Raw genomic sequence first — 23,894 nt, 5'->3', positions numbered from 1 at the left:
ACGCAAGCGCCCGCAAGCTTTCAGCGCGCCGAGGAGCCACCCCATGACCGATACGATCGACTGGACGGGTTTGGAAAAATTTGCCCGGCGTCTTGCCGAAGCGGCCGGGGCGGCCATCCTGCCCCATTTTCGCGCGCCAATCCATGTGGACGATAAGCCCGGTATGCGCGATTTCGACCCGGTCACCGAAGCCGACCGCGCCGGCGAGGCGGCGATGCGCGCGTTGATCGCCGCAAACTATCCCGACCATGGCATCATCGGCGAGGAATATGGCACCGAGCGCCCCGACGCCGAGTTCGTCTGGGTGCTCGACCCCATCGACGGCACGCGCGGCTTCGTCGCCGGCCTGCCCACCTGGACCGTGCTGGTGGCGCTGCACTATCGCGGCCAGCCGGTGATCGGCCTGATCGCCCAGCCCTATATCGGCGAGCTGTTCGCCGGCCGGCTGATCCCCGGCACGCCGCCCGCCGCCCACTGGGCCAAGGGGGCGCTCGGCGTGCGCGCCTGCCCCGGCCTTGCCCAGGCGACGCTGACCAGCACCGGCACGTCCTGGTTCAGCGCCGACCAACTCAGCCGCTTCCAGGCGCTGCAAGACGCCGTGCGCCTGCCGCGCTTCGGCTATGACGCCTATGGCTATGCCATGCTCGCCATGGGGTTCATCGACGTGGTCGCCGAATGCGGCCTCAAGGCCTATGACATCGCCGCCTTGATCCCGGTGGTGGAGGGCGCCGGCGGGCGCTTCACCGACTGGCAGGGCGGCCGCGACTTCACGCGCGGCGAAGTGCTGGCCACCGGCGACCCGCGTGTCCATGACGCCGCCCTCACGCTGCTGGCCAAGGCGTAACCGACAGCCGGGCCGCGGCCCGGCGCGCCGCCAATCCGACCCATGGCGATCGTCAGAGCGCGCGGTCGCTCAGAAACTCGTCAATGGCCGCCCACATCCGCGCCCGCACCGGCGGCAATTCGCGCCAGATCTCGTGGCGGGCGCCGGCGATGGTCACCAGGCGATGGTCGGCCAGCCGCCGGATCAGCCGCTCGGCCGCCCGGTTGTCGACCACCCGCTCCTCGGCGCCCAACAGGCCCAGCACCGGCAGATGGATCGCCGACACGCCGCCGGGCGCCATCAGCCGGTCGGTGGACGCCAGCACCGCGCGCAGCCAGCCGATGGTCACACCGCCAAGCGCGTAGGCCGGATGCGCGTCGAGAAACGCCGCTTCGGCGTCCAGGTCGGCGGTGTCGTGGGTCAGGGCCGCCGCGGCGCGCGGCGCCCGGCGATCCTGCGGGTCGGCCGGCCCCTGCCCCGGCGCATAGCGCGCGCCCAACCCCAGCCGCCCGGCCACACCGACAATGGCGCGCACCAGCCCCTTGGGCAGGCCATAGCGAATGTCGACCATGGGCGCGCTCAAGATCGCCCCATCAAGCCTGCCGAGCCTGTTGCCGGCCGCCAACCAGCGCAACAGCACATGGCCGCCCATGGAATGGGCGAACGCCAGACGCGGCGCCGGCACGCGGCCCGGGTCGGCGGCGGCGGCGTCGGCATCGATGCGCGCCATGAGCCGGTCCAGATCGTCCACCAGCGTGTCGACGCTGGCCAGATGGTGTTTGTGCGGATCGTCCAGCGGCCGGGTCGACAGCCCCTGATTGCGCCAGTCGAACGCGTACACGGTAAAGCCGCGCTCCCCCCAGGCAGCGATGACATCGGCATACTTTTCGATATACTCGGTCCGGCCGGTCAGCAGCACCAGCGTACCGCGCGGCGCCCTGGCCCCAAACCGCGCATACCGCAACTGCGCGCCGTCGCCGGCGGTCAGCCAGCCGGTCCGCTCGGCGTCCAGAGGCACATAGGGCACCGGGGCATCAAAAACCGCGCAATTGCTCATGTGCCAAGGTCATAGCCTGGGTGCGCCGTCGGGTCCAGCGGCCAAAGCCCACTGAATCATTGACCTTAGATGACGGAAATGCGTACTGTTGTAGTGAGGGTTTGATGGTCCGGCACTGGGTGCTCGGGTCTTCTCCTCCGTGATTGCTGCGCAATCACGTTATCCTCGCTGTCGTGACTCGGGCCGGGTGGTGTTACCGCTCGGTCCTTTTTTTGCCTTGGAGCGAGTGACGGCGTCACAGCCTACCCGCGCAGCCTCGTAGCCATTACAGGGCGCCTTGACAGACTTTTATTTAGAATCAAAGCGTTACCCCAGGCGCACCGGGACGGCACAAAAAGCGCCGCGCCCGGGAGAGGCGCGGCGCCGTCGGCGGGGCGACGGGTTGGCGGGGGCCTGCGGAAGCGGTCAGGCGGACAGGGCCGACTCGCCGTCTAGCGTCTGGGCAACGCCGTGGGTGACCGCGGCGATGCGCACGGCGGCCTGGATCTGTTCGGGCTTGAGGCCGGCCTTGCGCACCACGGCCTCGTGGCTGTCGACGCACATGCCGCAGCCGTTCACCGCCGAGACGGCGAGCGAATAAAGCTCGAAATCCACCTTCTCGATGCCCGGCTTGCCGATCACGTTCATGCGCAGCTTGGCCGGCAGCGACTTGTAGTCGCCCGACGAGGTCAGGTGCAGGAAGCGATAATAGATATTGTTCATGCCCATGATCGCGGCGGCGGCCTTGGCGGCCTCGATCGCTTCGGCGGACAGGTGCGCCTCGGCCTCGGCCCGGGCGGCGGCGATCACCGTGGCATTGCGCGCGGCCAGCGCCGAGGCCAGGAAGACGCCGTAACGCTGCTGCTCGGTCAACAGGTCCTCGTCCATCACGCTGGAGATGTTGAGCCGCAAATCCTTGGCGTAATCGGGGATCGCCTGCTTGAGATCCTTGATCGACATCGGGGCCTCGCTGTGTATGGGGGGTAACTAGACGGTCAGAAAGAAGGGCCGAAGCGCGCACGCCCCGGCCCGTCGGGCGCCGCCCGCCCCGGCCGCCCGGAGAGGACGGCGGCCGGGACCGACGGTGAGGAGAAGATGGCCGGACGATCAGGCCGCGGGCTTCAGGACCTCGTCGCCCTGCTGCCAATTACACGGGCACAGCTCGTCGGTTTGCAGGGCGTCGAGGATGCGCATGACTTCCTTCGGGTTCCGGCCGACGCTCAGGTCATTGACGCTGACGTGGCGGATGATGCCGTCGGGATCGACCAGGAAGGTGGCCCGCAGCGCCACGCCTTCTTCCTTGTCCAGGATGCCCAGGGCCGAGGCCAGCTCCTTCTTGTTGTCGGCCAGCCAGGGGATGGTCACCTTTTGCAGATCCTCATGCGATTCGCGCCAGGCGCGGTGCACGAAATCGGTGTCGGTGGACGCCCCCAGGACCACCGCGTCGCGGTCCTTGAAATCGTCGGCCAGGTCGTCGAACGCGACGATCTCGGTCGGGCAGACGAAGGTGAAATCCTTGGGCCAGTAGAACAGCACCAGCCACTTGCCGGCCAATTCGTCGCTGCTGCTGGCCAGCGTCTTGAAATCGGGTTCGGGGATCGACGTGTCGTAGACGGCCTTGAGGGAAAAGGCGGGAAGCTTGTCACCAACGGTCAGCATGACGCGTCTCCTTCTGTTCGTTGCGTTGCCTGTTGCAAGACCCCTTATGCCGTGGCACGATCCATCGAGCAAATTAATAATGGCAATCGTGGTGATCGGTTTTGTCGATAAACCTTCCGACCCTGAAGCAGCTTCGCTACCTGGTGACGCTGCGTGACACCGAACATTTCTCGCGCGCGGCCGAACAGTGCCATGTCACCCAGTCGACCCTGTCGGCGGGCTTGGCCGAGTTGGAGAATGTGCTGGACGTGAAACTGGTGGAGCGCAGCCGGCGCGGCGTGTTCTTCACCCCCTTGGGCGAGGAGGTGGTGCGCCGGGCGCGCGACCTGCTGGCCGACGCCGAGGCGATGGTGGAGGTGACGCTGGCCGCCCAACGCCCGCTGACCGGCACCGTGCGCATGGGCGTGATCCCGACCATCGCACCGTTCTTTCTGCCGGCCGCCCTGCCGCCGCTGCGCGACGCCTATCCCGAGCTCAAGCTGCGCCTGACCGAGGCAACCAGTCAGACGCTGTGCGACCGGCTGCACGCCGGCACCCTCGACGTGGTGCTTTACGCCCTGCCCTATCGCTGCGGCGAGGTCGAGGAGGCGGTGTTGTTCGACGACCCGTTCGTCGCCGCCTTCCCCGGCGCCGACAAGCGCGACGGCGCGCCGCTGCCCGCCAGCGTCGACCCCGACGCCATGGACAGCCGCACGCTGCTGTTGCTGGAGGAAGGCCATTGCCTGCGCGACCATGCGCTGGCCGCCTGTTCGCTGCCCGATGTGGATCACAGCCGGTCGATCCTGGCGACCAGCCTGCACACCCTGGTGCAGATGGTCGACAATGGCTTAGGGGTCACGCTGTTGCCGCAACTGGCGATCGACGGCGGCATCCTGAACGGTACGGCGATCGAGACGGTGCCGCTGGCCCGCACGGCGCCACCGCGTCTCATCGGCCTGGTCTGGCGCAAGGCAAGCCCGCGGTCGGACGAGTTCCGCCTGCTGGCCCGCGCGCTTCAGGCTTGCCACGAGGGCCAGCCGATCGCCGCCGAGGTGCCGGCGGCCTGAGCCCACACCAAACAGAAAGGCGCCCCGAAACGACGGTCCGGGGCGCCCTCAGCGGAAAACAGGCTGGCTCGCCCGGTGCCGGCGTGCCGGCTGCACGGCCGAGCCTGAACGACCGGCCTACAGGCGCAGACGCGGATCAGGCGGAGACGTCCACCTGGACGCCGTCGAAGGCGGAGGCGTCGCCGCTGCCGTCATTATTGGTGGTGAAGCCCGCCTGCCCCACATCGTCGCGACCGCGTTCCTCACGCTCGGCGCGGGCATCGATTTGTGCCTGCTCTTGCGCCTCGCGCGCGCCCGGCGCCCCGGCGCTCAGGTCGACGTCTTCGAAAAACGGCTCGCGGCCATCGTCTTCGCGGCCGGTCAGAGCCGGGTTGGCGGTTTCGCGGTTGTTGGATGTGTCGGCCCCGGCGCCCTGCTCGCCCGGGGTCACCGCCACATTGCGCGCCTCGGCCAACGAGGCCGACGCCGCCGCCGACAAAGACAGGTCCACGCCGCCGTCGCGGGTGTTGCCGGACGCCGCTCCGGGCGCGTCTTCGCCGCGGTCGTTGGGCTGACCCGGCTGCATCGCCGCGGCCCCGGCTTGCGCCGCCGCCGCCGCATCGGCCATCGGATTGATAATCGCCATCTTTGCCTCACTCGTCTCTCGCCCCGTGCGCCTTTCGGCCCATGGGGCGGGGTGGCTGCCGATCCCCACCGTGCCGCGCACAGCGCCGGATATCGACCCTCGCTTTTAAAATACTGAGCAGGAATGGTTAATTCAAGGGACTTACGCCGATCCGCGCGACAAGGCGATCAAGCCGCCGGACACTAAGCGACATTCCCCGAAAATCGGCCATTTGCCACCGACGCCAGCCCCGCCGCACGACCCATTGCGGACAATTTTAACCAAAAATCCGCCTTTGGGTTAACCCGTGCTGCCGCGGTGGCTCAACGCTCATCCGACTCGTCGGCATCGTCGCCATCGTCGTCGCGCGCCTGCGCCTCAAGCGCCGCCACCGCTTCCGGGCTCAGGGTCAAATGCACACCGGCATCGGTGTGGCCCTTCGGCGCATCGTCCTGGCGCTTCTTCTTGCGCTTCGAGCCGTCCGACTCGCTGGCCTGGTGTCCACCCGACGAGACCGGGTTGACGGGTCCGGTCCGACTGACCGCCATGGCCGCCTCCTTTCCGGCCGGCCCATGCGACCGCCCGCTTTTTAGATTACACTAAATCGGCCGGAAAGGCACGCCCACAGGCGCGGCGCCGCCGGTGCGGTGCAGGGCGCAGGCCGGGCAAGCCAGCCAAGGCCTGCCAAGACCTGCCAGGGCTGGTCTGGGTCGGTCTGGGCTACCGTGGCGCGGCGGGTTTCGGCGTGTGCAGCGGCGGGGACAATCGGCTGCCGCCCGGCTTAGGCGGTGCCGCCGACGGTCAGGCTGTCCACCTTGAGGGTCGGCTGGCCGACGCCCGCAGGCACGCTTTGGCCGGCCTTGCCGCAGGTGCCGACGCCCTCGTCGAGGCGCAGATCGTTGCCGATCATCGACACCCGGGTCAGCACGTCGGGGCCGTTGCCGATCAGCGTCGCGCCCTTGACCGGTTCGGCCACCTTGCCGCCGCGGATGCGATAGGCCTCGGTGCAGGTGAACACGAACTTGCCCGAGGTGATATCCACCTGCCCGCCGCCGAAATTGACCGCGAACAGGCCGTCGTCGACGCTGGCGACGATCTCGGCGGGGTCCTTGTCGCCGGCCAGCATGAAGGTGTTGGTCATCCGCGGCATCGGCATGTGGGCGTAGGATTCGCGCCGGCCGTTGCCGGTCGCCTCGACGCCCATCAGGCGCGCGTTCATGCGATCCTGCATGTAGCCGGTGAGAATGCCGTCCTCGATCAGCACGTTGCGCCGCGAGGGCGTGCCCTCGTCGTCGATGGTCAAGGAGCCGCGCCGCCCCTCCATGGTGCCGTCGTCGACCACGGTGACGCCGGGCGCGGCGACCCGCTGCCCCATCAGGCCGCTGAACGCCGAGGTCTTCTTGCGGTTGAAATCGCCTTCGAGGCCGTGGCCGACCGCCTCGTGCAACAGCACGCCCGGCCAGCCGGGGCCGAGCACCACCGGCATTTCGCCCGCCGGGGCGTCGACGCTGTCCAGATTGACCCCGGCGATGCGCAACGCCTCGTCCACCTTGGCCTGCCAGACCGCATCGTCGAACATGTCGGCATAGTCGCGCCGGCCGCCGAAGCCGACCGACCCGGTCTCGCGCCGGCCGTCCTTCTCCAGCACCAGTTGGATGTTGAAGCGCACCAGCGGGCGCACGTCTTGAACGCGCTCGTGGCCGGCGCGGCGGATCTCCACATGGCGCCAACTGCCCACCAGGCTGGCGCTGACCTGGACCACGCGCGGGTCGCGGCCGCGCGCATAGGCGTCGACCGCTTGCAGAAGCGCCACCTTGTCGGCGAAGTCGCGGCCGATGATCGGATTGACGGCGGGGTAGAGGCGCCGGTTGGGGCGCGTCGGCGGCAGCGCCAGATGGCCGCCCTGGCCGGTCTTGACCGCACGCACGGTCTCGGCCGCCCGCGCGATCGCCTGTTCGCTGATCTCGTTGGCGTGGGCGAAGCCGGTGGTCTCGCCGGTCACCGCGCGCAGGCCGAAGCCCTGATCGGCGTTGAAATTGGCCGCCTTCAAGCGCCCGTCGTCGAACATCAGGCTCTCGGTCTGGGCCGATTCGAGGAACAATTCGCCATCGTCCATGCCGTCGAGCGCGTCGTCCACGGTGCGCTGCACCCGGTTGTCGTCAAGGGCGAACGGGTCGGCGTCGTATGGGGTCATGGCTGTGGTCCTCGGGCTGGTCTGATGCCCCTCACAAATATGGACCCAAGGGCGCGGACGCAAGCGACGCGGCCGCCGCACGCCGGCGCAGCGCGCGGCACGAGCGGTCCTTTTGGCACCCGCCCGCCCGATCCTTCACCCCTAAAGGACTTGCCCGGATCGGCCTCATATACTATTTCCGCGAACAATCCCGTTGCGGCCGCGAGCCCGAATGATAACCAGAAACCATAAGGGAACGCGCGGCTTGCGAGCATATGCCCCATGGACCATCCAAGGCACGACGCCTTAGCTGGCAGACAGGGCAACCAGACCGACACGCATGGGCCAGCGGTTCGCGGACCGTGCAAAGGAAGAGGCACAGATGGGGTTCACCGCGTTATCGAGAACGATCGTCACCGCCGCTGGCCTGGCCATGGCTGCCGGCGTCCCGGCGGCCGCGCAAGCGGCGGCCGACGCGCCGGTCGGCCGGGCCGTCGACGGACAGTTGGGCCTGCAGCCGGCCGCCTCGCCGGTGATGGAGAAGCTGACCGGGTTTCACGACAGCCTGCTGGTCATCATCACGCTGATCACCCTTCTGGTGTTCGTGTTGCTGGGCATCTGCATCGTCCGCTTCCGCAAGAGCGCCAACCCGACGCCCGCCAAGACCTCGCACAACACCTGGCTGGAGGTCGCCTGGACCGCCATACCGGTGGCGATCCTGGTGTTCATCATGTTCCCGAGCTTTAACCTGCTGTATTTCCAGGATCAGACGCCCAAGGCCGAACTGGTGATCAAGGCCACCGGATACCAATGGTATTGGGGCTATGAGTATCCCGAGCAGGACAATGGCGCCGACGGCGTGACCATCGAGGAACCGTTCGGCTTCGACGCGTTCATGATCGACGACGATCTGTTCGGCGCCAATGCCGACAGCGCGGCGCGCGCCGACGCGGTGGCCGACCTGCAAACCTTCCTCAACACCGACCAAACGCCCGAAATCCACCGGCTTTTGGACACCAACACCCGCATCGTGGTGCCCGTGGACACCACGGTGAAATTCCTGGTCACGTCCGCCGACGTGCTGCACAGCTTCACCGTGCCGTCGTTCGGCTTCAAGATCGACGCCATCCCCGGCCGCTTCAACGAGACCTGGTTCCGCGCCAACCGCGTGGGCACCTATTACGGCCAGTGCTCGGAACTGTGCGGCATCAAGCACGCCTTCATGCCGATCGCCGTCGAGGTGGTCTCCAAGCAGCAATTCGCCGCCTGGAAGGAACGCACGACCCGCGAATACGCCCTGCGTGACGCCGACACGCGCTTCGCCCTGGTCTCAACGGGTCCGGGGTCCGCGCCGGGTAACGAGTAGGAAAACCGATCATGGCCAACGCAAGCGCTGCCGACACCGCCGCCACCGCGCACGACGACCATCCCCGCGGGCTGAAACGCTATCTGTTCTCCACCAACCACAAGGACATCGGCGTGATGTACCTGTGGTTCGCGGTGATCGCCGGCATCATCGGCTTCGTCATGTCGCTGTTGATGCGCATCGAACTCGCCGAGCCCGGCGTGCAGTTTTTGACCGCGTTCACCAGCGGCAATGAGGACGCCGCCTATCACCTGTATAACGTGCTGGTGACCGGCCACGGGCTGGTGATGATCTTCTTCATGGTCATGCCGGCGATGATCGGCGGCTTCGGCAACTTCTTCGTCCCGATCATGATCGGCGCGCCCGACATGGCGTTTCCGCGCATGAACAATATCAGCTTCTGGCTGCTGCCGCCGGCGCTGATCCTGCTGGTCTTGTCGCTGTTCGTCGAAGGCGGACCGGGGCTCAACGGCTTCGGCGGCGGCTGGACGATCTATCCGCCGCTGTCCACCAAGCTCGGCCACCCCGGACCGTCCATGGACCTGGCGATCCTGGCCCTGCACATCGCCGGCGCCAGCTCGATCCTGGGCGCGATCAATTTCATCACCACGATCTTGAACATGCGCGCGCCGGGCATGACCCTGCACAAGATGCCGCTGTTCGCCTGGTCGGTGCTGGTGACCGCGTTTTTGCTGCTGTTGTCGCTGCCGGTGCTGGCCGGGGCGATCACCATGCTGCTGACCGACCGCAATTTCGGCACCGCCTTCTTCAACCCCGCCGAGGGCGGCGACCCGGTCCTGTTCCAGCACCTGTTCTGGTTCTTCGGCCACCCCGAGGTCTATATCCTGATCCTGCCCGGCTTCGGCATGATCAGCCACATCATCTCCACCTTCGCGCGCAAGCCGATCTTCGGCTATCTGGGCATGGCCTATGCCATGGTGGCGATCGGCTTCATCGGCTTCATCGTCTGGGCCCACCACATGTACACGGTCGGCCTGGACGTCGACACCAAGGCCTATTTCCTGTTCGCCACCATGGTCATCGCGGTGCCCACGGGCATCAAGGTGTTCAGTTGGATCGCCACCATGTGGGGCGGATCGATCGACTTCAAGACGCCGATGCTGTTCGCCGTGGCGTTCATCGCGCTGTTCACCGTCGGCGGCGTCACCGGCGTGGTGCTGGCCAATGCCGGCATCGACCAGGCCATGCACGACACCTATTATGTGGTCGCCCACTTCCACTATGTGCTGTCCATGGGCGCGGTGTTCGCCATCTTCGCCGGCTTCTACTACTGGGTCGGCAAGATGAGCGGCCGGCAATACCCCGAATGGGCCGGCCAGGTGCACTTCTGGATCACCTTCGTGGGCGTCAACATCATCTTCTTCCCGCAGCATTTTCTGGGCGCTGCGGGCATGCCCCGGCGCTATGTGGACTATCCCGACGCCTATGCGCTTTGGCACCAGGTGTCGTCCTGGGGGACCTATATCACGGCCATCGGCCTGGTCTGGTTTCTGGGCGTCTGCGTTTACACTCTGACCCGTGGCCGACGCTGCGGCGACAATCCGTGGGGACAAGGAGCGACCACGCTCGAATGGACCCTGGCCTCGCCGCCGCCGTTCCACCAGTTCAACCAACTGCCACGGATCAAGTGAGCCCCGGCCGCCGCCTCGGTCGTGCAGGACCGGGCGGCGGCTTCCCGCGCCCCATCCCCCTGGAGCGCGGCGGCCCGGACGGCTCGATGCCGCCGGTCCGCCGCTGCGGAGACAACCATGAGCGACGCTGCCCAGACCCTGCCCCGCCCGGCGACCGCGCCGGCCAGCCTTGGCGCCCCGGACGCGACCGCCGACCCGACCGCGCACCCCGGCGAGGTGGGCGACTTCATCGTGCTGATGAAACCCCGGGTGATGCGGCTGGTGGTGTTCACCGGGCTGGTGGGCCTGCTGGCGGCTCCGGGAGGGCTGCACCCGGTGATCGCGTTCACCGCCGTCTTGTGCATCGCCATCGGCGCGGGCGCCGCCGGGGCGCTCAACATGTGGTACGACGCCGACATCGACGCCGAGATGAACCGCACCGCCCGGCGGCCGCTGCCCGCCGGCTCGGTCAGCCCGTCCGACGCGCTCGGCTTCGGGCTGGTCTTGTCGATGGGGTCGGTCAGCGTCATGGGGCTGTGGGTCAACTGGACGGCGGCCAGCCTGCTGGCCCTGACCATCGCCTTTTATGTGGCCGTCTACACCATGTGGCTGAAACGCCGGACGCCGCAGAACATCGTCATCGGCGGCGCCGCCGGAGCGTTCCCGCCGATGATCGGCTGGGCCGCCGTCACCGGGTCGGTCAGCGTCGACGCCATGGTGCTGTTCGGCATCATCTTCTTCTGGACCCCGCCGCACTTCTGGGCGCTGTCGCTGTTCGTGGGCCAGGACTATGACCGGGCCTCGGTGCCCATGCTGCCGGTGGTCGCCGGGCGCCGTGCGACCCGTGCGCAGATCCTGGCCTATTCGGTGCTGCTCGCGCCCTTGGGCGTGGTGCCGTTCCTGCTTGGCACCGCCGGCGCGCTCTATGGGCTGGTGGCGGCGATCCTCGGCCTGGTGTTCGTCGCCCGCGCCTGGGCGGTCTGGCGCGCCGACGACGCGACCGACGTGGCGCCGGCCAAGAAACTGTTCGGATTTTCCATCGTCTATCTGTTCGCCCTGTTCCTGGTGTTGGGGCTGGACGTGGCGGTGACCCGTGCCCTGGAGGCTTGGACATGACCCATCGATCCCCGATGACCACCGATCCCGACGCCGACGGCCCTGCCGCCCCCGATGCCGATGCCGATGCCGATGCCGATGCCGATGCCGATGCCGATGCCCGGCTGGCGCGCGCGCGCCAGGGCCGCAACACGGTGCTGGCGGCATCGCTGGCCGCGCTCGCCATTCTGACCTTCGTGGTCACCATGGTGAAGATGCAGGGCATGGTGCCATGACCGACGACGACGCCGATCCCGGCCCGAAGCCAGTGCCAGCGCAGGCCGGCAATACGCGCCTGGCGCTGGTCCTGGCGCTGGCGGTGCCGGCCATGGTCGCCCTGTCGTTCGCTGCCGTGCCGCTCTATCAGGCCTTCTGTCAGGTGACCGGCTTCGGCGGCACCACCCAGCGCGGCGAGGCGGCCAGCCGCCCGGTGCTCGACCGCACCATCAAGGTGCGCTTCGCCGCCAACACCGACCGCGCCATGCCGTGGGACTTTCAGCCCATCCAAGGCAGCCAGACGATCCGCATCGGCGCCAATGGTCTGGCCTTCTACGAGGCCCACAACCCCACGGGCCAGGCGATCACCGGCACCGCCACCTACAACGTCACGCCGTTCAAGGCCGGGCAGTATTTCGCCAAGGTGGATTGCTTCTGCTTCACCGAACAGACGCTGACCGCCGGCCAGCGCATGGACATGCCGGTGAGCTACTATATCGACCCGGCGATCGCCCGCGACCCGAACCTGGACGGGGTCGAGGAAATCACCCTGTCCTACACCTTTTTCGTCGACGAACGGGCCACCGAGCGCCTGAGGAGCCAGGACGCGAACGACGCGGCGGACTGATCGCGCCGCCGCGCCCGCAGCAAGACCGAACCCGAAGCAAGACTGAACCCGCAGCACGACCCCCGGGGCGCCGACCGCCCCCCAGCGCCCTTCCAAGGGCAGGAGCGAAGACAATGTCTGGCAAGGCCCAACACGATTATCATCTGGTCGAACCGAGCCCGTGGCCGTTCGTGGGCTCCATGTCGGCGCTGGTCATGGCCATCGGCGCGGTGTTCTGGATGCACGGCACGGCCTGGGGGCCGTTCGTGTTCTGGGCCGGGCTCGCCGGCGTGCTCTACACCATGTACGAATGGTTCGGCGACGTGGTGCGCGAAAGCCGCAAGGGCGAGCACACGCCGGTGGTCCAGATCGGCCTGCGCTACGGCATGATCCTGTTCATCGCGTCGGAGGTGATGTTCTTCGTCGCCTGGTTCTGGGCCTATTTCAACGCCAGCCTGTTCCCCACCGAACAGATGGGCGCGGTCTGGCCGCCCGAGGGCATCGAGACCTTCGACCCCTGGCACATCCCGTTCATCAACACGCTGATCCTGCTGTTGTCCGGCACCACGGTGACCTGGGCGCACCACGCGCTGATCCACGGCGACCGCGACGGCCTGAAGAAGGGGCTGGCGGTGACCGTGGGGCTGGGCGTGATCTTCACCGGCTTCCAGGCCTATGAATACGCCCACGCCGCCTTCGGCATGTCGAGCGGCATCTATGGCTCGACCTTCTTCATGGCCACCGGCTTCCACGGCTTCCATGTGATCGTCGGCACCATCTTCCTGGCCGTGTGCCTGCTGCGTGCCGACCGCGGCCATTTCAGCGAGACCAAGCATTTCGGCTTCGAGGCAGCGGCCTGGTACTGGCACTTCGTCGACGTGGTGTGGATCTTCCTGTTCATGTCGATCTATGTCTGGGGCGCTGGCGCGGTCGCCCATTGATGGCCGGGCCCGACCGCCCGGGCACGCCGCCGCCGGGCGAGGCGTCCCGCCGCCCGCCGGTGTCGCCGCTGCGCGCCGGCCTCGCCGGGCGCTGCCCGGCCTGCGGGCGGGGTGCGCTGTTCGACGGTCTGCTGGCGCTCAAGCCCGCCTGCGGCCACTGCGGCCACGATCTGAGCGCGGCCGACCCCGGCGACGGCCCGGCGGTGTTCGTGGTGTTGATCCTGGGCATCCTGGCCGGCGGGCTCGGGCTGATCGTCGAGATGCGCGCCCACCCGCCGCTGTGGGTGCACGCGCTCATTCTGCTGCCGGTGATCGGCGGCGGCACGGTCGCCTTGTTGCGGGTGATCAAGGGCCTGCTGGTGTGCTACGAGTATCACCATGACGCCCGCGAGGCGCGCCTGGACCGCGACCCTGAGCCCTGACGCACCACCCCAAGGCCACGCGCGCCCTCGCCGAGCCACGCGCGCGCCACGCCCCTGCCTTTCCGACGACGAGGACCGTCCCCGGCCCATGCCCGCCCCCCTTGTGTCCCGCTTTCGCCCCGGCCCCGGCCCGACGCTGTTGACCCTGGCAGCGCTTGCGATCCTGATCGGCCTGGGGCTTTGGCAGCTCCAGCGCCTGGACTGGAAGACCGCCCTGCTGGATGAGATCGACGCGCGCATGGACCAGCCCGCCGTGGCCCTGCCGGCGCGCATCGACGACCCGGCGCGCTGGCGCTATCGCCCGGTGCGTCTGACCGGCCGCTTCGACCACGCCCGCGAGCAATATGTGTTCTCGGGCCGGCGCGGCGGCGGTTGGATGGTCTACACGCCGCTGATCCGCGACGCGGGCCCGCCGGTGCTGGTCAATCGCGGCCTGGTGCCCGACGACCGGCGCGCGCCCGAAACCAGGCCGCAAAGCCAGCCCGAAGGGCCGGTGTCGGTGACCGGCATCGCCCGGCTGTCGCGCCCCGGCGGCTGGCTGGTGCCGGCGCCCGAGCCGGCCACGCGCAGCTTCTACGCCGCCGACCGCGACGCCCTGGCCGCCGCCATGGGGCTGGCCCCGGTCGCCCCGGTGATGGTCGACGCGGAAACGCGTGTGGACGTGGATATGGCGGCGGATGGGGAGGCGGGCGGACCCGACCCCCTGCCCCGGGGTGGACAGACGCGGGTCGACATCCCCAACGATCATCTGGAATATGCGCTGACATGGTTTGCCTTGGCGCTGGTCTTGCTGGGCGTATATATCGCCTACGGGTTCAGCCGGCGCGCGCCGGGGCAACCCTAGGCTCCAGCCCCGGCCAGCCCGTTCCCCGGAGTGAGTATCGGCGATGACCCCAGCCCCCGTTTACGACAGCACGCGCGGCGAGACCGGCGCGAATTTCGAGCACGCGACCCTGCGCGGCCTGGCCGGCGACGGTGGGCTTTATGTGCCGCGCGCCTGGCCCGCGGCCCCGGCTGAGCTGTGGACCGCGCCGATGACCTATCCGATGCGCGCCGCCCAGACCCTGGCGCCGTTCGCCGCCGGCACCATCGACAGCCCAGCCCTGGCCGACATGGCCGCCCACGCCTATGCGGGCTTCGACGAGGCCGAGGTGACGCCGGTCAGCGATCTCGACCAGGGGCTGCACCTGCTCGAACTCTATCACGGCCCGACCCTGGCGTTTAAGGACCTGGCGCTGCAATTGCTGGGCCGGGTGTTCGACTTTTTGCTGGCCGAGCGCGACGAACGCCGGATCATCCTTGGCGCCACCTCGGGCGACACCGGGGCGGCGGCCATCGAGGCGTGCCGGCGTTCGGCGCACCTGTCGGTGGTGATGCTGCACCCCCGGGGTCGGGTCAGCGCGGTGCAACGCCGGCTGATGACCACGGTGGACGCGCCCAACATCCACAATCTGGCCGTCGACGGCAGCTTCGACGACTGCCAGCGCATGGTCAAAACGCTGCTGCGCCAGGGCCGGCTGGACGGCGACGAGCGCGCCTTCGCCGCCATCAACTCGATCAATCTGGTGCGCGTGCTGGCCCAGAGCGTCTATTACATGAGTGCGATCGCGGCCTTGGGCGGCGGGCCGGTCAATATCTGCGTGCCGACCGGCAATTTCGGCAACGCCTTCGCAGCCTATGCCGCCGCCCAAATGGGCGCGCCGGTGGGCCGCATTGCACTGGCCACCAACCGCAACGATATCCTGCATCGGGTGGTGACCACCGGGCGCTACGAACCCGCCCAGGCGGTCGAGACCCTGAGCCCGGCCATGGACATCCAGAAGGCGAGCAATTTCGAGCGCCTGGTCTATGACCTCAAGGACCGCGACCCGGCGGCCACCGCCCGCGCCATGGCCGGCGTCGACGACGGCCGCGGTCTGGTGCTGTCGGACACCGAACACGCCCGCCTGGCCGGGCGGTTCACCTCGGTGCGCGTGGACGACGCCGAGACCGTCGAGACCCTGCGCCAGGTCCACAGCGACACCGGCCGGGTGATCGACCCGCACACCGCCGTGGGCGTGGCCGCCGCGCGCCGGGCGTTCGCCGACGACGGCGTGCCGACCCTGATCGCCGCGACCGCCCACCCGGCCAAGTTTCCCGAGACCGTGGCCGACGCCATCGGCGCCCATCCAGCGCTGCCGTCGCGCCTCGCCGACCTGATGGAGCGGGCCGAGCACGTCGAAACGCTGCCCGCCGACGCCGCGGCCCTCGCCCGGTATATGAAGGAGCATGTATGACCATCCGCGTCACCACCCTGGCCAACGGCGTCCGCGTCGTCACCGATGAGATGCCGCACCTGGAGACCGTCTCCATCGGCGTCTGGATTGATGCCGGCTCGCGCTATGAGACGCCGCACAACAACGGCATCGCGCACCTGCTCGAACATATGCTGTTCAAGGGCACCGAACGCCGCACGGCGCGCCAGATCGCCGAACAGATCGAGGATGTGGGCGGCGTGCTCAACGCCTTCACCAGCCGCGACCACACCACCTTCTATGCCCGGGTGCTGAAGGAGGATATGGGTCTGGCGGTCGATCTGCTGGCCGACCTGTTGCGCCGGTCGCGCTTCGACGCCGACGAATTGGAGCGCGAGCGCGAGGTGGTCCTGCAAGAGATCGGCCAGGCCCAGGACACCCCCGACGACATCGTCTTCGACATGCTCCAGGAGCGCGCCTTCCCCGACCAGGCGCTCGGCCGCTCGATCCTCGGGTCGGCCGACACCATGTGTTCGGTGACCCGCGACCAGTTGATCGCCTTCCAGCAGGCCCACTATCGCGGCGAGACGCTGGTGGTGGCGGCCGCCGGCCATGTGGACCACGACATCCTGGTGCGCCTGGTCGACGACGCGTTCGGCGACCTGCCGGCAAGCCGTGCCGGCGGCTTCGAGCCCGGTCGCTACGAAGGCGGCATGGTGCGCGCCGACCGCGCGCTCGAACAGATCCACCTGACCGTGGGCTTCCCGTCGCTGCCGTTCAGCGACCCGGATTTCTACGCGCTCAATGTGTTCTCGACCCTGCTCGGCGGCGGCATGTCGTCGCGCCTGTTCCAGGAGGTGCGCGAGGAGCGCGGGCTCGCCTATGCCATCTACAGCTTCACCTCGCCGCATGTGGATACCGGCCTGTTCGGCATCTATGTGGGCACCGACCCCGAGACCGTGGGCGACGCGGTGCCGGTGATGGGCGCACAGATGCGCGACCTGTGCGCGACCCTCGACGACCGCGAGATCGCCCGCGCCCGCGCCCAGCTCAAGGCCGGCTTGCTGATGTCGATGGAAAGCACCTCGGCGCGGGTCGAACAGATGGGCCGGCAGATGCTGATCTTCGGCCGCGTGGTGCCGGTGGAAGAGATGACCGCCAAGGTGGAGGCGGTGGACGCCGAGGCGATCGAGCGGGTGTGCCGGCGCACGCTGGCCGACCACCGGCTGACCGTGGCAACCGTCGGCCCGCAAGCCGCCCTGCCCGACGAAGACGCGATCCGCGCCGCCTTCCTGGACTGACCGGCCGCCGCCGGCCACGCCCCGGCGGCAGCGCCAGCCCGGCCTGCGCGATGGGCGCGGCCGGTGGGCCAGGGGGATTGCCGCGCTGTCGCCCGCAAAGGCGGAGAGGGGCACCGCTCGTGCGCGATGGCGGAGGGCCGTGGGCGCGCGTTGACGCGCCCGCAACGGTCAGGCGTGGCCGGCCTCGCCCGACAGAACCGACAGGTCGACGCCCAGGCGGCCGAGCGCGCCGGTGTACTTGGCATCCAGATTGGTGCGAAACAGCAGGTCGTCATCCGCCGGCAGGGTCAACCAGGCGTTTTGCTGGATTTCCGATTCCAACTGCCCCGGCGCCCAACTGGCGTAGCCGAGGGCGAGCAAGCTGTGGCGCGGGCCGGTGCCGCCGGCGATCGCCTTGAGGATATCCACCGTCGCGGTGAGCGCCCGGCTGCGGCCGATCTCCAGCGTCGAATCCTGGAGAAAATCGGCGGTGTGCAGCACGAAGCCGCGCCCGGTCTCCACCGGCCCGCCGGCGTGGATAGGAAGGTCCGGCACCTCGCCGTCGACCGCGATCGACAGTTGATCGAGCAATTCGGCAAAGGTGATCCAGTCCATCGGCTTGTTGACCACCAAGCCCATGGCGCCATCGGAGGAATGGCTGCACATGTAGATCACCGTGCGTTCGAACCGGCTGTCGCCCATGGACGGCATGGCCAGCAGGAACTGATCCTCCAAGAATCCCTCGGATGTCATCGCTCTTTCGGCCTGTTGACGACTTCGCATGCCCCAAGCCTGCCTTTGAACGTGTGCCCGGTAAAGGATTTTTCGCCCAACCCGCCAAGCACCCGGCTGCGCCGCGGGTGCCGGGAAAGGCGACGGGCATTGTCTCTTTTCAAACCCGAAACATCGGGTTAAGACCGCGACACGGACCGGCCGAGCCGGTCGGCCGGCCGCCTGCCTCGACCCCTTTTCATATGGAGACAGCGCCATGACGATCCAAGTCGGTGACACCCTGCCCGACGCCACGCTGATGGAAATGACCGCCGACGGCCCGCAGCCGCTGAGCGTCAAGGATCTGGTCGCCGGCAAGACGGTGGCCCTGTTCGCCGTGCCCGGCGCGTTCACGCCCACCTGTTCGGCCCAGCACCTGCCGGGATTCGTCACCCAGGCCGACGCGCTGAGGGCCAAGGGCATCGACGAGATCGCCTGCCTGTCGGTCAATGACGTGTTCGTCATGGACGCCTGGGGCAAGGCCAGCCATGTGGGCGATGCGGTGCGCATGCTCGCCGACGGCAATGGCGATTTCGCCAAGGCGCTCGGCCTCGACCTCGACGCCAGCGGCTTCGGCATGGGCGTGCGCAGCCAGCGCTTCTCGCTGGTCGCCAAAGACGGCCAGGTCACCCAGTTGAACGTGGACGAAGGCGGCGGCTTCGAGGTGTCGTCGGCCGAGTATATGCTCGACCGGCTGTGACACCCGGCCTTTGGCGTCCGGCAGCACGCCTTGCCGGACGCCAAGGCGCTCAGCGCGCTGCACAATACGCCATTGCGAGAGTGGCACCGGCGGTCCGCGCGTGCTATGCGCAGACCATGTCCGAAAACCCGGTCGAGGTCCGCCCATGCTTCATCCGCTTCTGAAGACCGTCTCCTTGGCCGGTCTGTGCACCCTGGCGGCCGGTTGTGCCGACACAGCCAATGCGCCCGACGCATCGGTCACGGCCAGTTTGAGCGCCCCCCAAGCCCAGACCGATGCCGCCCCGGCGGACCCAGCCGGCGCTCAACCCGCCCCGTCGGCGGCCGACGAGCCGCGCGCGGTGCCCGAGACGGCGGCGGCCATGGGTCAGACCAAGGACCCCTGGCGCGGCGCCAATCGCGGCCTTTTCGTCGCCAACCGATGGATCGACCGCAATCTGCTCGACCCGGTGGCCGGCGCCTACAACACCGTGCTGCCCGAACTGGTGCGCAACCGCATCGCCAATGTCTTCGACCTGCTGACCGAGCCGCTGAACCTGGCCCACAACATCCTGCAAGGCGAGCCCGAACGCGCCGGCCGGGTGCTCGGCCGCATCGTGCTCAACGCCACCGTGGGCCTCGGCGGCATGTTCGACGTGGCGAGCCAGAACGGCGTGCCCGAGGCGGACGAGGATTTCGGCCAGACGCTGGCGGTCTGGGGCGTGCCGAGCGGGCCTTATGTGGTGCTGCCGTTCTTCGGCCCGTCGACCCTGCGCGGCGCCTTCGGGCTCGGCAGCGACATCCTGCTCGACCCCGTACAGATCGGCATCGACAGCCGATTCGGTATCCGCGGCGCCGACCTGCGCTGGGTCAATACCGGGCTTGGCATCGGCAATGCCATCGACACCCGGGCGCGCTATGACGAGCAGGTGGACCAGATCTTCGAGATCGACGACATCGACCGCGGCTATACGCTGATGCGCTCGGGCTATCTGCAAAGCCGCTGCTTCGCGATCACCAACAATGCGCTCGACGCCGGCTGCGACCCCGAGGGCGAGGACCTGTTCGACCAGACCCTCGACGAGATGCGCCAGCGCCCCAACGGCCTGCGCTGATCCGCCCGCCCGGCGGCGCCGGCGCCCCGGTCACACGGTGTGCAAGGCGTGCGCCTTGAGGGTGGCGAGCGCGCAGACATCGAGCGCGCGTTCGTGGGTCGCCGCCAGGTCCACCGGCGGCGCCAGGCCGACCCGGCGGGCCTCCTCCCAGCGCGCCGCGCAGACGCACCAGCGGTCGCCGGTGGTCAGGCCGGGGAACCCGAATTCGGGGCGCGGCTGCGACAGGTCGTTACCCTTGGAGCGGGTATAGGCCAGGAATGGCTCGGTCATCACCGCGCACACGGTGTGCGAGCCGGCGTCTTCCGGGCCGGTATTGCAACAGCCGTCACGATAGAAGCCGGTCACCGGGTCAAGCCCACAGGGCTGCAAGGCGGTGCCCAGCACGTTCTTGGGACCATGGGTCATAGCGCCTCCTTTCGGCATTGGGTCGCTCCCATGGGCCGATACGCAACCACCCCCTCGCCCGGACCGCCTGAACAGACCCCACCCCGTCATGGCGAGGCGCGTCAGCGCCGAAGCAATCCAACCGCCGCCGGCGTCTTGACCGAAACGCCCGTGGATTGCGTCGCCCTCACGGGCTCGCAATGACCGTAGCGGGTTTCGGGGGAACCCCGAGGGGCCGGGGACTTTCGGCCGCTCCGCTGCCCCCGTGCCCCAGGCTCAGCGTTCGAACTTGCGGTACTTGATGCGCTTGGGGATCGTGCTGTCGGCGCCCAGGCGGCGCTTCTTGTCTTCTTCGTAATCCTCGAAATTGCCCTCGAACCAGACCACCTCGCTGTCGCCCTCGAAGGCCAGGATATGGGTCGCCAGGCGATCGAGGAAAAAGCGGTCGTGGCTGGTGATCACCGCACACCCGGCGAAGTCTTCGAGCGCCTCTTCAAGGGCGCGCAGGGTCTCCACGTCCAAATCGTTGGTCGGTTCGTCGAGCAGCAACACATTGCCGCCCTGCTTGAGCATCTTGGCCAGGTGGACGCGGTTGCGCTCGCCGCCCGACAGGTGGCCGACCTTCTTCTGCTGGTCCGAGCCCTTGAAGTTGAACGCGCCCACATAAGCCCGGGTCGGGATTTCGGTCTTGCCGAAATAGAACACGTCGTCGCCGCCGGAAATCTCTTCCCAGACATTCTTGTTGGGGTCGAGCGCGTCGCGCGACTGGTCCACATAGCCGAGTTCCACCGTGTCGCCCACGCGCAGCTCGCCGCCATCGGGTTGTTCCTGGCCGGTAATGATCCGGAACAGGGTCGTCTTGCCCGCCCCGTTGGGGCCGATCACGCCGACGATACCGCCCGGCGGCAGGGTGAAATTCAGCCCCTTGTAGAGCAGCTTGTCGCCATAAGCCTTGGTCAGCCCCTCGGCCTCGATGACCAGATTGCCGAGCCGCTTGGGCGGCTGGATCTTGATCTGCGCCGAGCCCGCGACGCGTTCTTCCTGGCGCTCCAGCATCTCGTTGTAGGACTTGATCCGCGCCTTCGACTTGGCCTGGCGCGCCTTGGGGCTTTGCGCCATCCACTCGCGTTCGCGTTCCAGCGCCTTCTTGCGCGCCTCGTCGGCGCGTTCTTCTTGCGACAGACGCTTTTGCTTGGCTTCGAGCCACTGCGAATAATTGCCCTCGAACGGGATGCCGCGGCCACGGTCGAGTTCGAGCACCCAGCCGACCACATTGTCGAGGAAGTAACGGTCGTGGGTGACCAGCACGACGGTGCCGGCATAGTCCTGGAGATAGCCTTCGAGCCACGCCACGGATTCGGCGTCCAGGTGGTTGGTGGGCTCGTCGAGCATCAACATGTCGGGCTTTTCCAGCAGCAGCCGGGTCAGCGCCACCCGGCGCCGCTCGCCGCCCGACAGGCTGTCCACGGCCCAGTCGCCGGGCGGGCAGCGCAGCGCCTCCATGGCGATCTCGACCCGGTTGTCGAGTTCCCAACCGTCGACCGCCTCGATCTGTTCCTGCAACTCGCCCTGTTCGGCGATCAGGGCGTCGAAATCGGCGTCGGGCTCGGCGAACTTCTCGGCGATGGCGTTATAGCGGTCGATCAGGTCCTGAACGCCGCGCACGCCGTCCATGACGTTCTCTTTGACCGTCTTGTCGGGGTCGAGATGGGGCTCCTGGGGCAGATACCCGACCCGCACGCCCTCATTGGCCCACGCCTCGCCCTGGAACTCGGTCTCGATGCCGGCCATGATGCGCATGAGCGTCGATTTCCCCGCGCCGTTGACGCCGATGATGGCGATCTTGGCGCCGGGCAGGAAGTTGAGCGTGATGTCCTTCAGAACCTGCTTGCCGCCCGGATAGGTCTTGGACAGGTTGCGCATCTGAAACACATACTGCGGGTTGGCCATAAAGGGGTCCTCGTCGCTTGGAAGGGCGGGCGCCGGACGGCACCGCGGCTGGCCGCCTGTCTAAACCATCACCGCGACCAACACAATGTGCGACCCGGGGCGAGACCGGGGCGGAGATCCGGGGTGCGACCGGGGCTGAAGCCGTGGGAAAACCGGCGGCGGAGCCGGCGGTTCGCCCCGGCCTGCGCCGCCGGCCTCGACAGCGCGCGCGCGCCCGCCTAAGCGTGACCTCCGCCACCCCGCCGGCCTGGCCCGACGCCCCAGCAATCGCCCCAACCGGAGCCCGCCGCCCGATGACCGACACCCCCGGCCGACGCGCCGACACCGCCCCCCTGTCCGCCCGCCGCCGCACCGCACCGGCCACGGACACCGCCAGCGCAACCGCCGACACCGCCGCACCGGCGCGCCCGGCCTATCGCGCCTGGGTGCTGGGCATGTTGATCCTGGTCTACACGTTCAATTTCGTCGACCGGCAGATCGTCGGCATCCTGGCGCCGGCGATCAAGGCCGACCTGGGGCTCAGCGACACCCAGTTGGCGTGGATGGGCGGGGTCGCGTTCGCGCTGTTCTACACCACGCTGGGGCTGCCGGTGGCGCGGCTGGCCGATCGCTGGTCGCGCACCGGGGTGATGACCATCGCCCTCGCGCTGTGGAGCGCCATGACCGCGCTCAGCGGCCTGGCGCAGTCTTTCTGGCAGTTGTTCCTGGCGCGCATGGGCGTCGGCATCGGCGAGGCCGGCGGCGTCGCCCCGGCCTATGCCCTGATCGCCGATTATTTCCCCAGCCACCAGCGCGCCCGGGCGCTGGCCATCTATTCCCTGGGCATTCCGCTCGGCGGCGGGCTGGCGGTCGGGGTCGGCGGCGTGCTCGCCGAAACCCTCGATTGGCGCGCGGCATTTCTGATCGTCGGTCTGGCCGGCGTCGCCATCGCGCCGCTGTTTCGGCTGACCGTGCGCGAACCCGCCCGCCGCGCCGCAAAGCCCCCCAAGCCCCCGGCGGCAGCGCCGGCGTCCGGCTCCGCTTCGGCCCCTGCTTCGGCCTCCAATCCGGTACAGAACGGGCCGGTGCAAGGCGGGCCGGCCCGGGCCGACCCGTCCGAGGCCCGGGCGGCCGGCGCCGACGGTGGCTTCGGCGCGGTGTTGGCGCTGTTGCGCACCAAGCCCAGCTTCTGGCTGTTGTCGCTGGGGGCGGCCAGCGCCTCGATGGTCGGCTATGGCTTGATGTTCTGGCTGCCATCCTTCTTCGTGCGCAGCTTCGCCGATACGCTGCCGGCGTTCTTCGCCTGGGCGCCGGCGGTCCTGGTGCCGGCGGACGCCGGGCCGGTGCGTCTGGCCGGTTTTTTCTATGCCACCATCTTGCTGGTCGGCGGCACCGTAGGCGTGCTGGCCGGCGGCATCCTGGCCGACCGGCTCGGGCGCACCGACCGCGCGGCCTATGCCCGGGTGCCGGCGGTGGCGTTCCTGGCGATCCTGCCGGCCCTGGTGATCGGCCTGTTGACCCACACGCCGGCGGCGGCCTTCGCCGCCTTTCTGGTCCTCCAGGCGCTCAGCCTGACCTGGCTCGGGCCGCTTTTGTCGGCGTTCCAGCACCTGGTGCCGGCGACCATGCGCGCCACCGCCTCGGCGCTGTTTTTGTTGATCAACAATCTGATCGGCCTGGCGCTGGGCAATCTGTTGATCGGCGCGCTGTCGGACGCACTGGCCGCGCGCTTCGGCGCCGAATCGCTGCGCTATGCCATGCTGTCGGGGGCAGGGCTCTATCTCGTCGCCGCCCTGCTGTTGCTATGGGCAGCGCGCCACCTGTCTCGCGATTGGCACGACCCGGCAAATTGACCCTGGCCGAGAAGGGTTTTTTAACGCAAAT

At 68.5% G+C, this 23,894-nt stretch carries 24 protein-coding genes; 15 read left to right on the top strand and 9 right to left on the bottom strand.

Annotated features, from left to right (window positions below):
• Positions 1-43 precede the first annotated feature (43 nt).
• On the top strand, positions 44-844 hold the full coding sequence (gene hisN / locus EV659_RS07635) for a histidinol-phosphatase (RefSeq protein WP_132708274.1): 801 nt from the start codon (positions 44-46) through the stop codon (positions 842-844).
• A gap of 52 nt (positions 845-896) precedes the next feature.
• Here hisN and EV659_RS07630 read toward each other — a convergent pair whose 3' ends face one another.
• The 3 genes from EV659_RS07630 to EV659_RS07620 form a co-directional block, all read right to left on the bottom strand.
• Positions 897-1,880, bottom strand: a complete 984-nt coding sequence (locus tag EV659_RS07630; RefSeq protein ID WP_132708273.1) for an alpha/beta fold hydrolase — start codon at positions 1,878-1,880, stop codon at positions 897-899.
• A gap of 405 nt (positions 1,881-2,285) precedes the next feature.
• Positions 2,286-2,819, bottom strand: a complete 534-nt coding sequence (gene ahpD, locus EV659_RS07625) for an alkylhydroperoxidase, AhpD family (protein WP_132708272.1) — start codon at positions 2,817-2,819, stop codon at positions 2,286-2,288.
• Positions 2,820-2,966: 147 nt separating this feature from the next.
• The gene (locus EV659_RS07620; RefSeq protein WP_132708271.1) at positions 2,967-3,518 is read right to left on the bottom strand and encodes a peroxiredoxin; all 552 of its coding nucleotides are present in this window, start codon (positions 3,516-3,518) and stop codon (positions 2,967-2,969) included.
• A 101-nt stretch (positions 3,519-3,619) separates the two neighbouring features.
• Between EV659_RS07620 and EV659_RS07615 the strand changes: the two genes are divergently transcribed.
• Complete coding sequence (locus EV659_RS07615; RefSeq protein WP_132708270.1) at positions 3,620-4,564, top strand: hydrogen peroxide-inducible genes activator; 945 nt, start codon at positions 3,620-3,622, stop codon at positions 4,562-4,564.
• A gap of 136 nt (positions 4,565-4,700) precedes the next feature.
• On the opposite strand, the gene EV659_RS07610 is transcribed toward EV659_RS07615, so the two are convergent.
• From EV659_RS07610 to tldD, 3 genes are all read right to left on the bottom strand, one after another.
• Positions 4,701-5,189, bottom strand: coding sequence for a hypothetical protein (locus EV659_RS07610; protein ID WP_132708269.1), 489 nt, complete (start codon positions 5,187-5,189; stop codon positions 4,701-4,703).
• Positions 5,190-5,491: 302 nt separating this feature from the next.
• Positions 5,492-5,716 (bottom strand): hypothetical protein, encoded by a 225-nt coding sequence (locus tag EV659_RS07605; protein WP_132708268.1) that lies wholly within the window; start codon positions 5,714-5,716, stop codon positions 5,492-5,494.
• Between the two features lie 233 nt (positions 5,717-5,949).
• Positions 5,950-7,362 (bottom strand): metalloprotease TldD, encoded by a 1,413-nt coding sequence (tldD, locus tag EV659_RS07600; RefSeq protein WP_132708267.1) that lies wholly within the window; start codon positions 7,360-7,362, stop codon positions 5,950-5,952.
• Positions 7,363-7,723: 361 nt separating this feature from the next.
• Here tldD and coxB point away from each other — a divergent pair, with 361 nt between their 5' ends.
• The 10 genes from coxB (at position 7,724) to EV659_RS07550 (ending at position 17,154) form a co-directional block, all read left to right on the top strand.
• Positions 7,724-8,707, top strand: coding sequence for a cytochrome c oxidase subunit II (gene coxB, locus EV659_RS07595; protein ID WP_132708266.1), 984 nt, complete (start codon positions 7,724-7,726; stop codon positions 8,705-8,707).
• An 11-nt stretch (positions 8,708-8,718) separates the two neighbouring features.
• Positions 8,719-10,359 carry a cytochrome c oxidase subunit I gene (gene ctaD / locus EV659_RS07590; RefSeq protein ID WP_132708265.1) on the top strand — a complete coding sequence of 547 codons (1,641 nt, stop codon included), beginning with the start codon at positions 8,719-8,721 and terminating at the stop codon, positions 10,357-10,359.
• 117 nt (positions 10,360-10,476) lie between these two features.
• On the top strand, positions 10,477-11,454 hold the full coding sequence (locus EV659_RS07585; protein WP_132708264.1) for a heme o synthase: 978 nt from the start codon (positions 10,477-10,479) through the stop codon (positions 11,452-11,454).
• Positions 11,451-11,669 carry a hypothetical protein gene (locus EV659_RS07580; protein ID WP_132708263.1) on the top strand — a complete coding sequence of 73 codons (219 nt, stop codon included), beginning with the start codon at positions 11,451-11,453 and terminating at the stop codon, positions 11,667-11,669. The genes EV659_RS07585 and EV659_RS07580 overlap by 4 nt, the downstream gene beginning before the upstream one ends.
• Positions 11,670-11,761: 92 nt before the next feature.
• Entirely contained in the window at positions 11,762-12,277 is a 516-nt protein-coding gene (locus EV659_RS07575) for a cytochrome c oxidase assembly protein (RefSeq protein ID WP_420877602.1), read from the top strand.
• 113 nt (positions 12,278-12,390) lie between these two features.
• The gene (locus EV659_RS07570) at positions 12,391-13,197 is read left to right on the top strand and encodes a cytochrome c oxidase subunit 3 (RefSeq protein WP_132708261.1); all 807 of its coding nucleotides are present in this window, start codon (positions 12,391-12,393) and stop codon (positions 13,195-13,197) included.
• Positions 13,197-13,619, top strand: coding sequence for a DUF983 domain-containing protein (locus EV659_RS07565; RefSeq protein ID WP_132708260.1), 423 nt, complete (start codon positions 13,197-13,199; stop codon positions 13,617-13,619). The genes EV659_RS07570 and EV659_RS07565 overlap by 1 nt, the downstream gene beginning before the upstream one ends.
• Positions 13,620-13,707: 88 nt before the next feature.
• Positions 13,708-14,463, top strand: a complete 756-nt coding sequence (locus tag EV659_RS07560; protein ID WP_165878782.1) for an SURF1 family protein — start codon at positions 13,708-13,710, stop codon at positions 14,461-14,463.
• 43 nt (positions 14,464-14,506) lie between these two features.
• Positions 14,507-15,895 carry a threonine synthase gene (gene thrC, locus EV659_RS07555; RefSeq protein ID WP_132708258.1) on the top strand — a complete coding sequence of 463 codons (1,389 nt, stop codon included), beginning with the start codon at positions 14,507-14,509 and terminating at the stop codon, positions 15,893-15,895.
• The gene (locus tag EV659_RS07550) at positions 15,892-17,154 is read left to right on the top strand and encodes a M16 family metallopeptidase (RefSeq protein ID WP_132708257.1); all 1,263 of its coding nucleotides are present in this window, start codon (positions 15,892-15,894) and stop codon (positions 17,152-17,154) included. Before thrC ends, EV659_RS07550 begins: the two co-directional genes overlap by 4 nt.
• 168 nt (positions 17,155-17,322) lie before the next feature.
• Here the strand turns inward: EV659_RS07550 and EV659_RS07545 are convergent, their stop codons facing one another.
• Entirely contained in the window at positions 17,323-17,886 is a 564-nt protein-coding gene (locus tag EV659_RS07545) for a YqgE/AlgH family protein (protein ID WP_132708256.1), read from the bottom strand.
• 235 nt (positions 17,887-18,121) lie between these two features.
• Here EV659_RS07545 and EV659_RS07540 point away from each other — a divergent pair, with 235 nt between their 5' ends.
• Together EV659_RS07540 and EV659_RS07535 are read left to right on the top strand one after the other, a co-directional pair.
• On the top strand, positions 18,122-18,604 hold the full coding sequence (locus tag EV659_RS07540; protein ID WP_132708255.1) for a peroxiredoxin: 483 nt from the start codon (positions 18,122-18,124) through the stop codon (positions 18,602-18,604).
• A 145-nt stretch (positions 18,605-18,749) separates the two neighbouring features.
• The gene (locus EV659_RS07535; RefSeq protein ID WP_132708254.1) at positions 18,750-19,697 is read left to right on the top strand and encodes an MlaA family lipoprotein; all 948 of its coding nucleotides are present in this window, start codon (positions 18,750-18,752) and stop codon (positions 19,695-19,697) included.
• Between the two features lie 30 nt (positions 19,698-19,727).
• Here EV659_RS07535 and EV659_RS07530 read toward each other — a convergent pair whose 3' ends face one another.
• Both EV659_RS07530 and ettA read right to left on the bottom strand, forming a co-directional pair.
• The gene (locus tag EV659_RS07530; protein ID WP_132708253.1) at positions 19,728-20,102 is read right to left on the bottom strand and encodes a DUF2237 family protein; all 375 of its coding nucleotides are present in this window, start codon (positions 20,100-20,102) and stop codon (positions 19,728-19,730) included.
• A 255-nt stretch (positions 20,103-20,357) separates the two neighbouring features.
• Positions 20,358-22,031: an energy-dependent translational throttle protein EttA gene (gene ettA / locus EV659_RS07525; RefSeq protein WP_132708252.1), complete on the bottom strand. Its 1,674-nt coding sequence runs from the start codon at positions 22,029-22,031 to the stop codon at positions 20,358-20,360.
• Between the two features lie 434 nt (positions 22,032-22,465).
• Here ettA and EV659_RS07520 point away from each other — a divergent pair, with 434 nt between their 5' ends.
• Complete coding sequence (locus tag EV659_RS07520) at positions 22,466-23,863, top strand: spinster family MFS transporter (protein ID WP_420877579.1); 1,398 nt, start codon at positions 22,466-22,468, stop codon at positions 23,861-23,863.
• The last annotated feature ends 31 nt before the right edge of the window (positions 23,864-23,894 follow it).

The sequence above is a fragment of the Rhodothalassium salexigens DSM 2132 genome, assembly GCF_004341375.1.
Taxonomy (GTDB): Bacteria; Pseudomonadota; Alphaproteobacteria; order Sphingomonadales; family Rhodothalassiaceae; genus Rhodothalassium; species Rhodothalassium salexigens.
Note: the sequence above shows the minus strand (reverse complement) of the source record. Positions and strands in the feature narration are given on the sequence as shown.

Coding starts and splice junctions, on each gene's coding strand:
- hisN (WP_132708274.1), top strand. CDS start 44: ATGACCGATACGATCGACTGGACGGGTTTGGAAAAATTTGCCCGGCGT.
- EV659_RS07630 (WP_132708273.1), bottom strand. CDS start 1,880: ATGAGCAATTGCGCGGTTTTTGATGCCCCGGTGCCCTATGTGCCTCTG.
- ahpD (WP_132708272.1), bottom strand. CDS start 2,819: ATGTCGATCAAGGATCTCAAGCAGGCGATCCCCGATTACGCCAAGGAT.
- EV659_RS07620 (WP_132708271.1), bottom strand. CDS start 3,518: ATGCTGACCGTTGGTGACAAGCTTCCCGCCTTTTCCCTCAAGGCCGTC.
- EV659_RS07610 (WP_132708269.1), bottom strand. CDS start 5,189: ATGGCGATTATCAATCCGATGGCCGATGCGGCGGCGGCGGCGCAAGCC.
- EV659_RS07605 (WP_132708268.1), bottom strand. CDS start 5,716: ATGGCGGTCAGTCGGACCGGACCCGTCAACCCGGTCTCGTCGGGTGGA.
- tldD (WP_132708267.1), bottom strand. CDS start 7,362: ATGACCCCATACGACGCCGACCCGTTCGCCCTTGACGACAACCGGGTG.
- coxB (WP_132708266.1), top strand. CDS start 7,724: ATGGGGTTCACCGCGTTATCGAGAACGATCGTCACCGCCGCTGGCCTG.
- ctaD (WP_132708265.1), top strand. CDS start 8,719: ATGGCCAACGCAAGCGCTGCCGACACCGCCGCCACCGCGCACGACGAC.
- EV659_RS07585 (WP_132708264.1), top strand. CDS start 10,477: ATGAGCGACGCTGCCCAGACCCTGCCCCGCCCGGCGACCGCGCCGGCC.
- EV659_RS07580 (WP_132708263.1), top strand. CDS start 11,451: ATGACCCATCGATCCCCGATGACCACCGATCCCGACGCCGACGGCCCT.
- EV659_RS07575 (WP_420877602.1), top strand. CDS start 11,762: ATGGTCGCCCTGTCGTTCGCTGCCGTGCCGCTCTATCAGGCCTTCTGT.
- EV659_RS07570 (WP_132708261.1), top strand. CDS start 12,391: ATGTCTGGCAAGGCCCAACACGATTATCATCTGGTCGAACCGAGCCCG.
- EV659_RS07565 (WP_132708260.1), top strand. CDS start 13,197: ATGGCCGGGCCCGACCGCCCGGGCACGCCGCCGCCGGGCGAGGCGTCC.
- EV659_RS07560 (WP_165878782.1), top strand. CDS start 13,708: ATGCCCGCCCCCCTTGTGTCCCGCTTTCGCCCCGGCCCCGGCCCGACG.
- thrC (WP_132708258.1), top strand. CDS start 14,507: ATGACCCCAGCCCCCGTTTACGACAGCACGCGCGGCGAGACCGGCGCG.
- EV659_RS07550 (WP_132708257.1), top strand. CDS start 15,892: ATGACCATCCGCGTCACCACCCTGGCCAACGGCGTCCGCGTCGTCACC.
- EV659_RS07545 (WP_132708256.1), bottom strand. CDS start 17,886: ATGACATCCGAGGGATTCTTGGAGGATCAGTTCCTGCTGGCCATGCCG.
- EV659_RS07540 (WP_132708255.1), top strand. CDS start 18,122: ATGACGATCCAAGTCGGTGACACCCTGCCCGACGCCACGCTGATGGAA.
- EV659_RS07535 (WP_132708254.1), top strand. CDS start 18,750: ATGCTTCATCCGCTTCTGAAGACCGTCTCCTTGGCCGGTCTGTGCACC.
- EV659_RS07530 (WP_132708253.1), bottom strand. CDS start 20,102: ATGACCCATGGTCCCAAGAACGTGCTGGGCACCGCCTTGCAGCCCTGT.
- ettA (WP_132708252.1), bottom strand. CDS start 22,031: ATGGCCAACCCGCAGTATGTGTTTCAGATGCGCAACCTGTCCAAGACC.
- EV659_RS07520 (WP_420877579.1), top strand. CDS start 22,466: ATGTTGATCCTGGTCTACACGTTCAATTTCGTCGACCGGCAGATCGTC.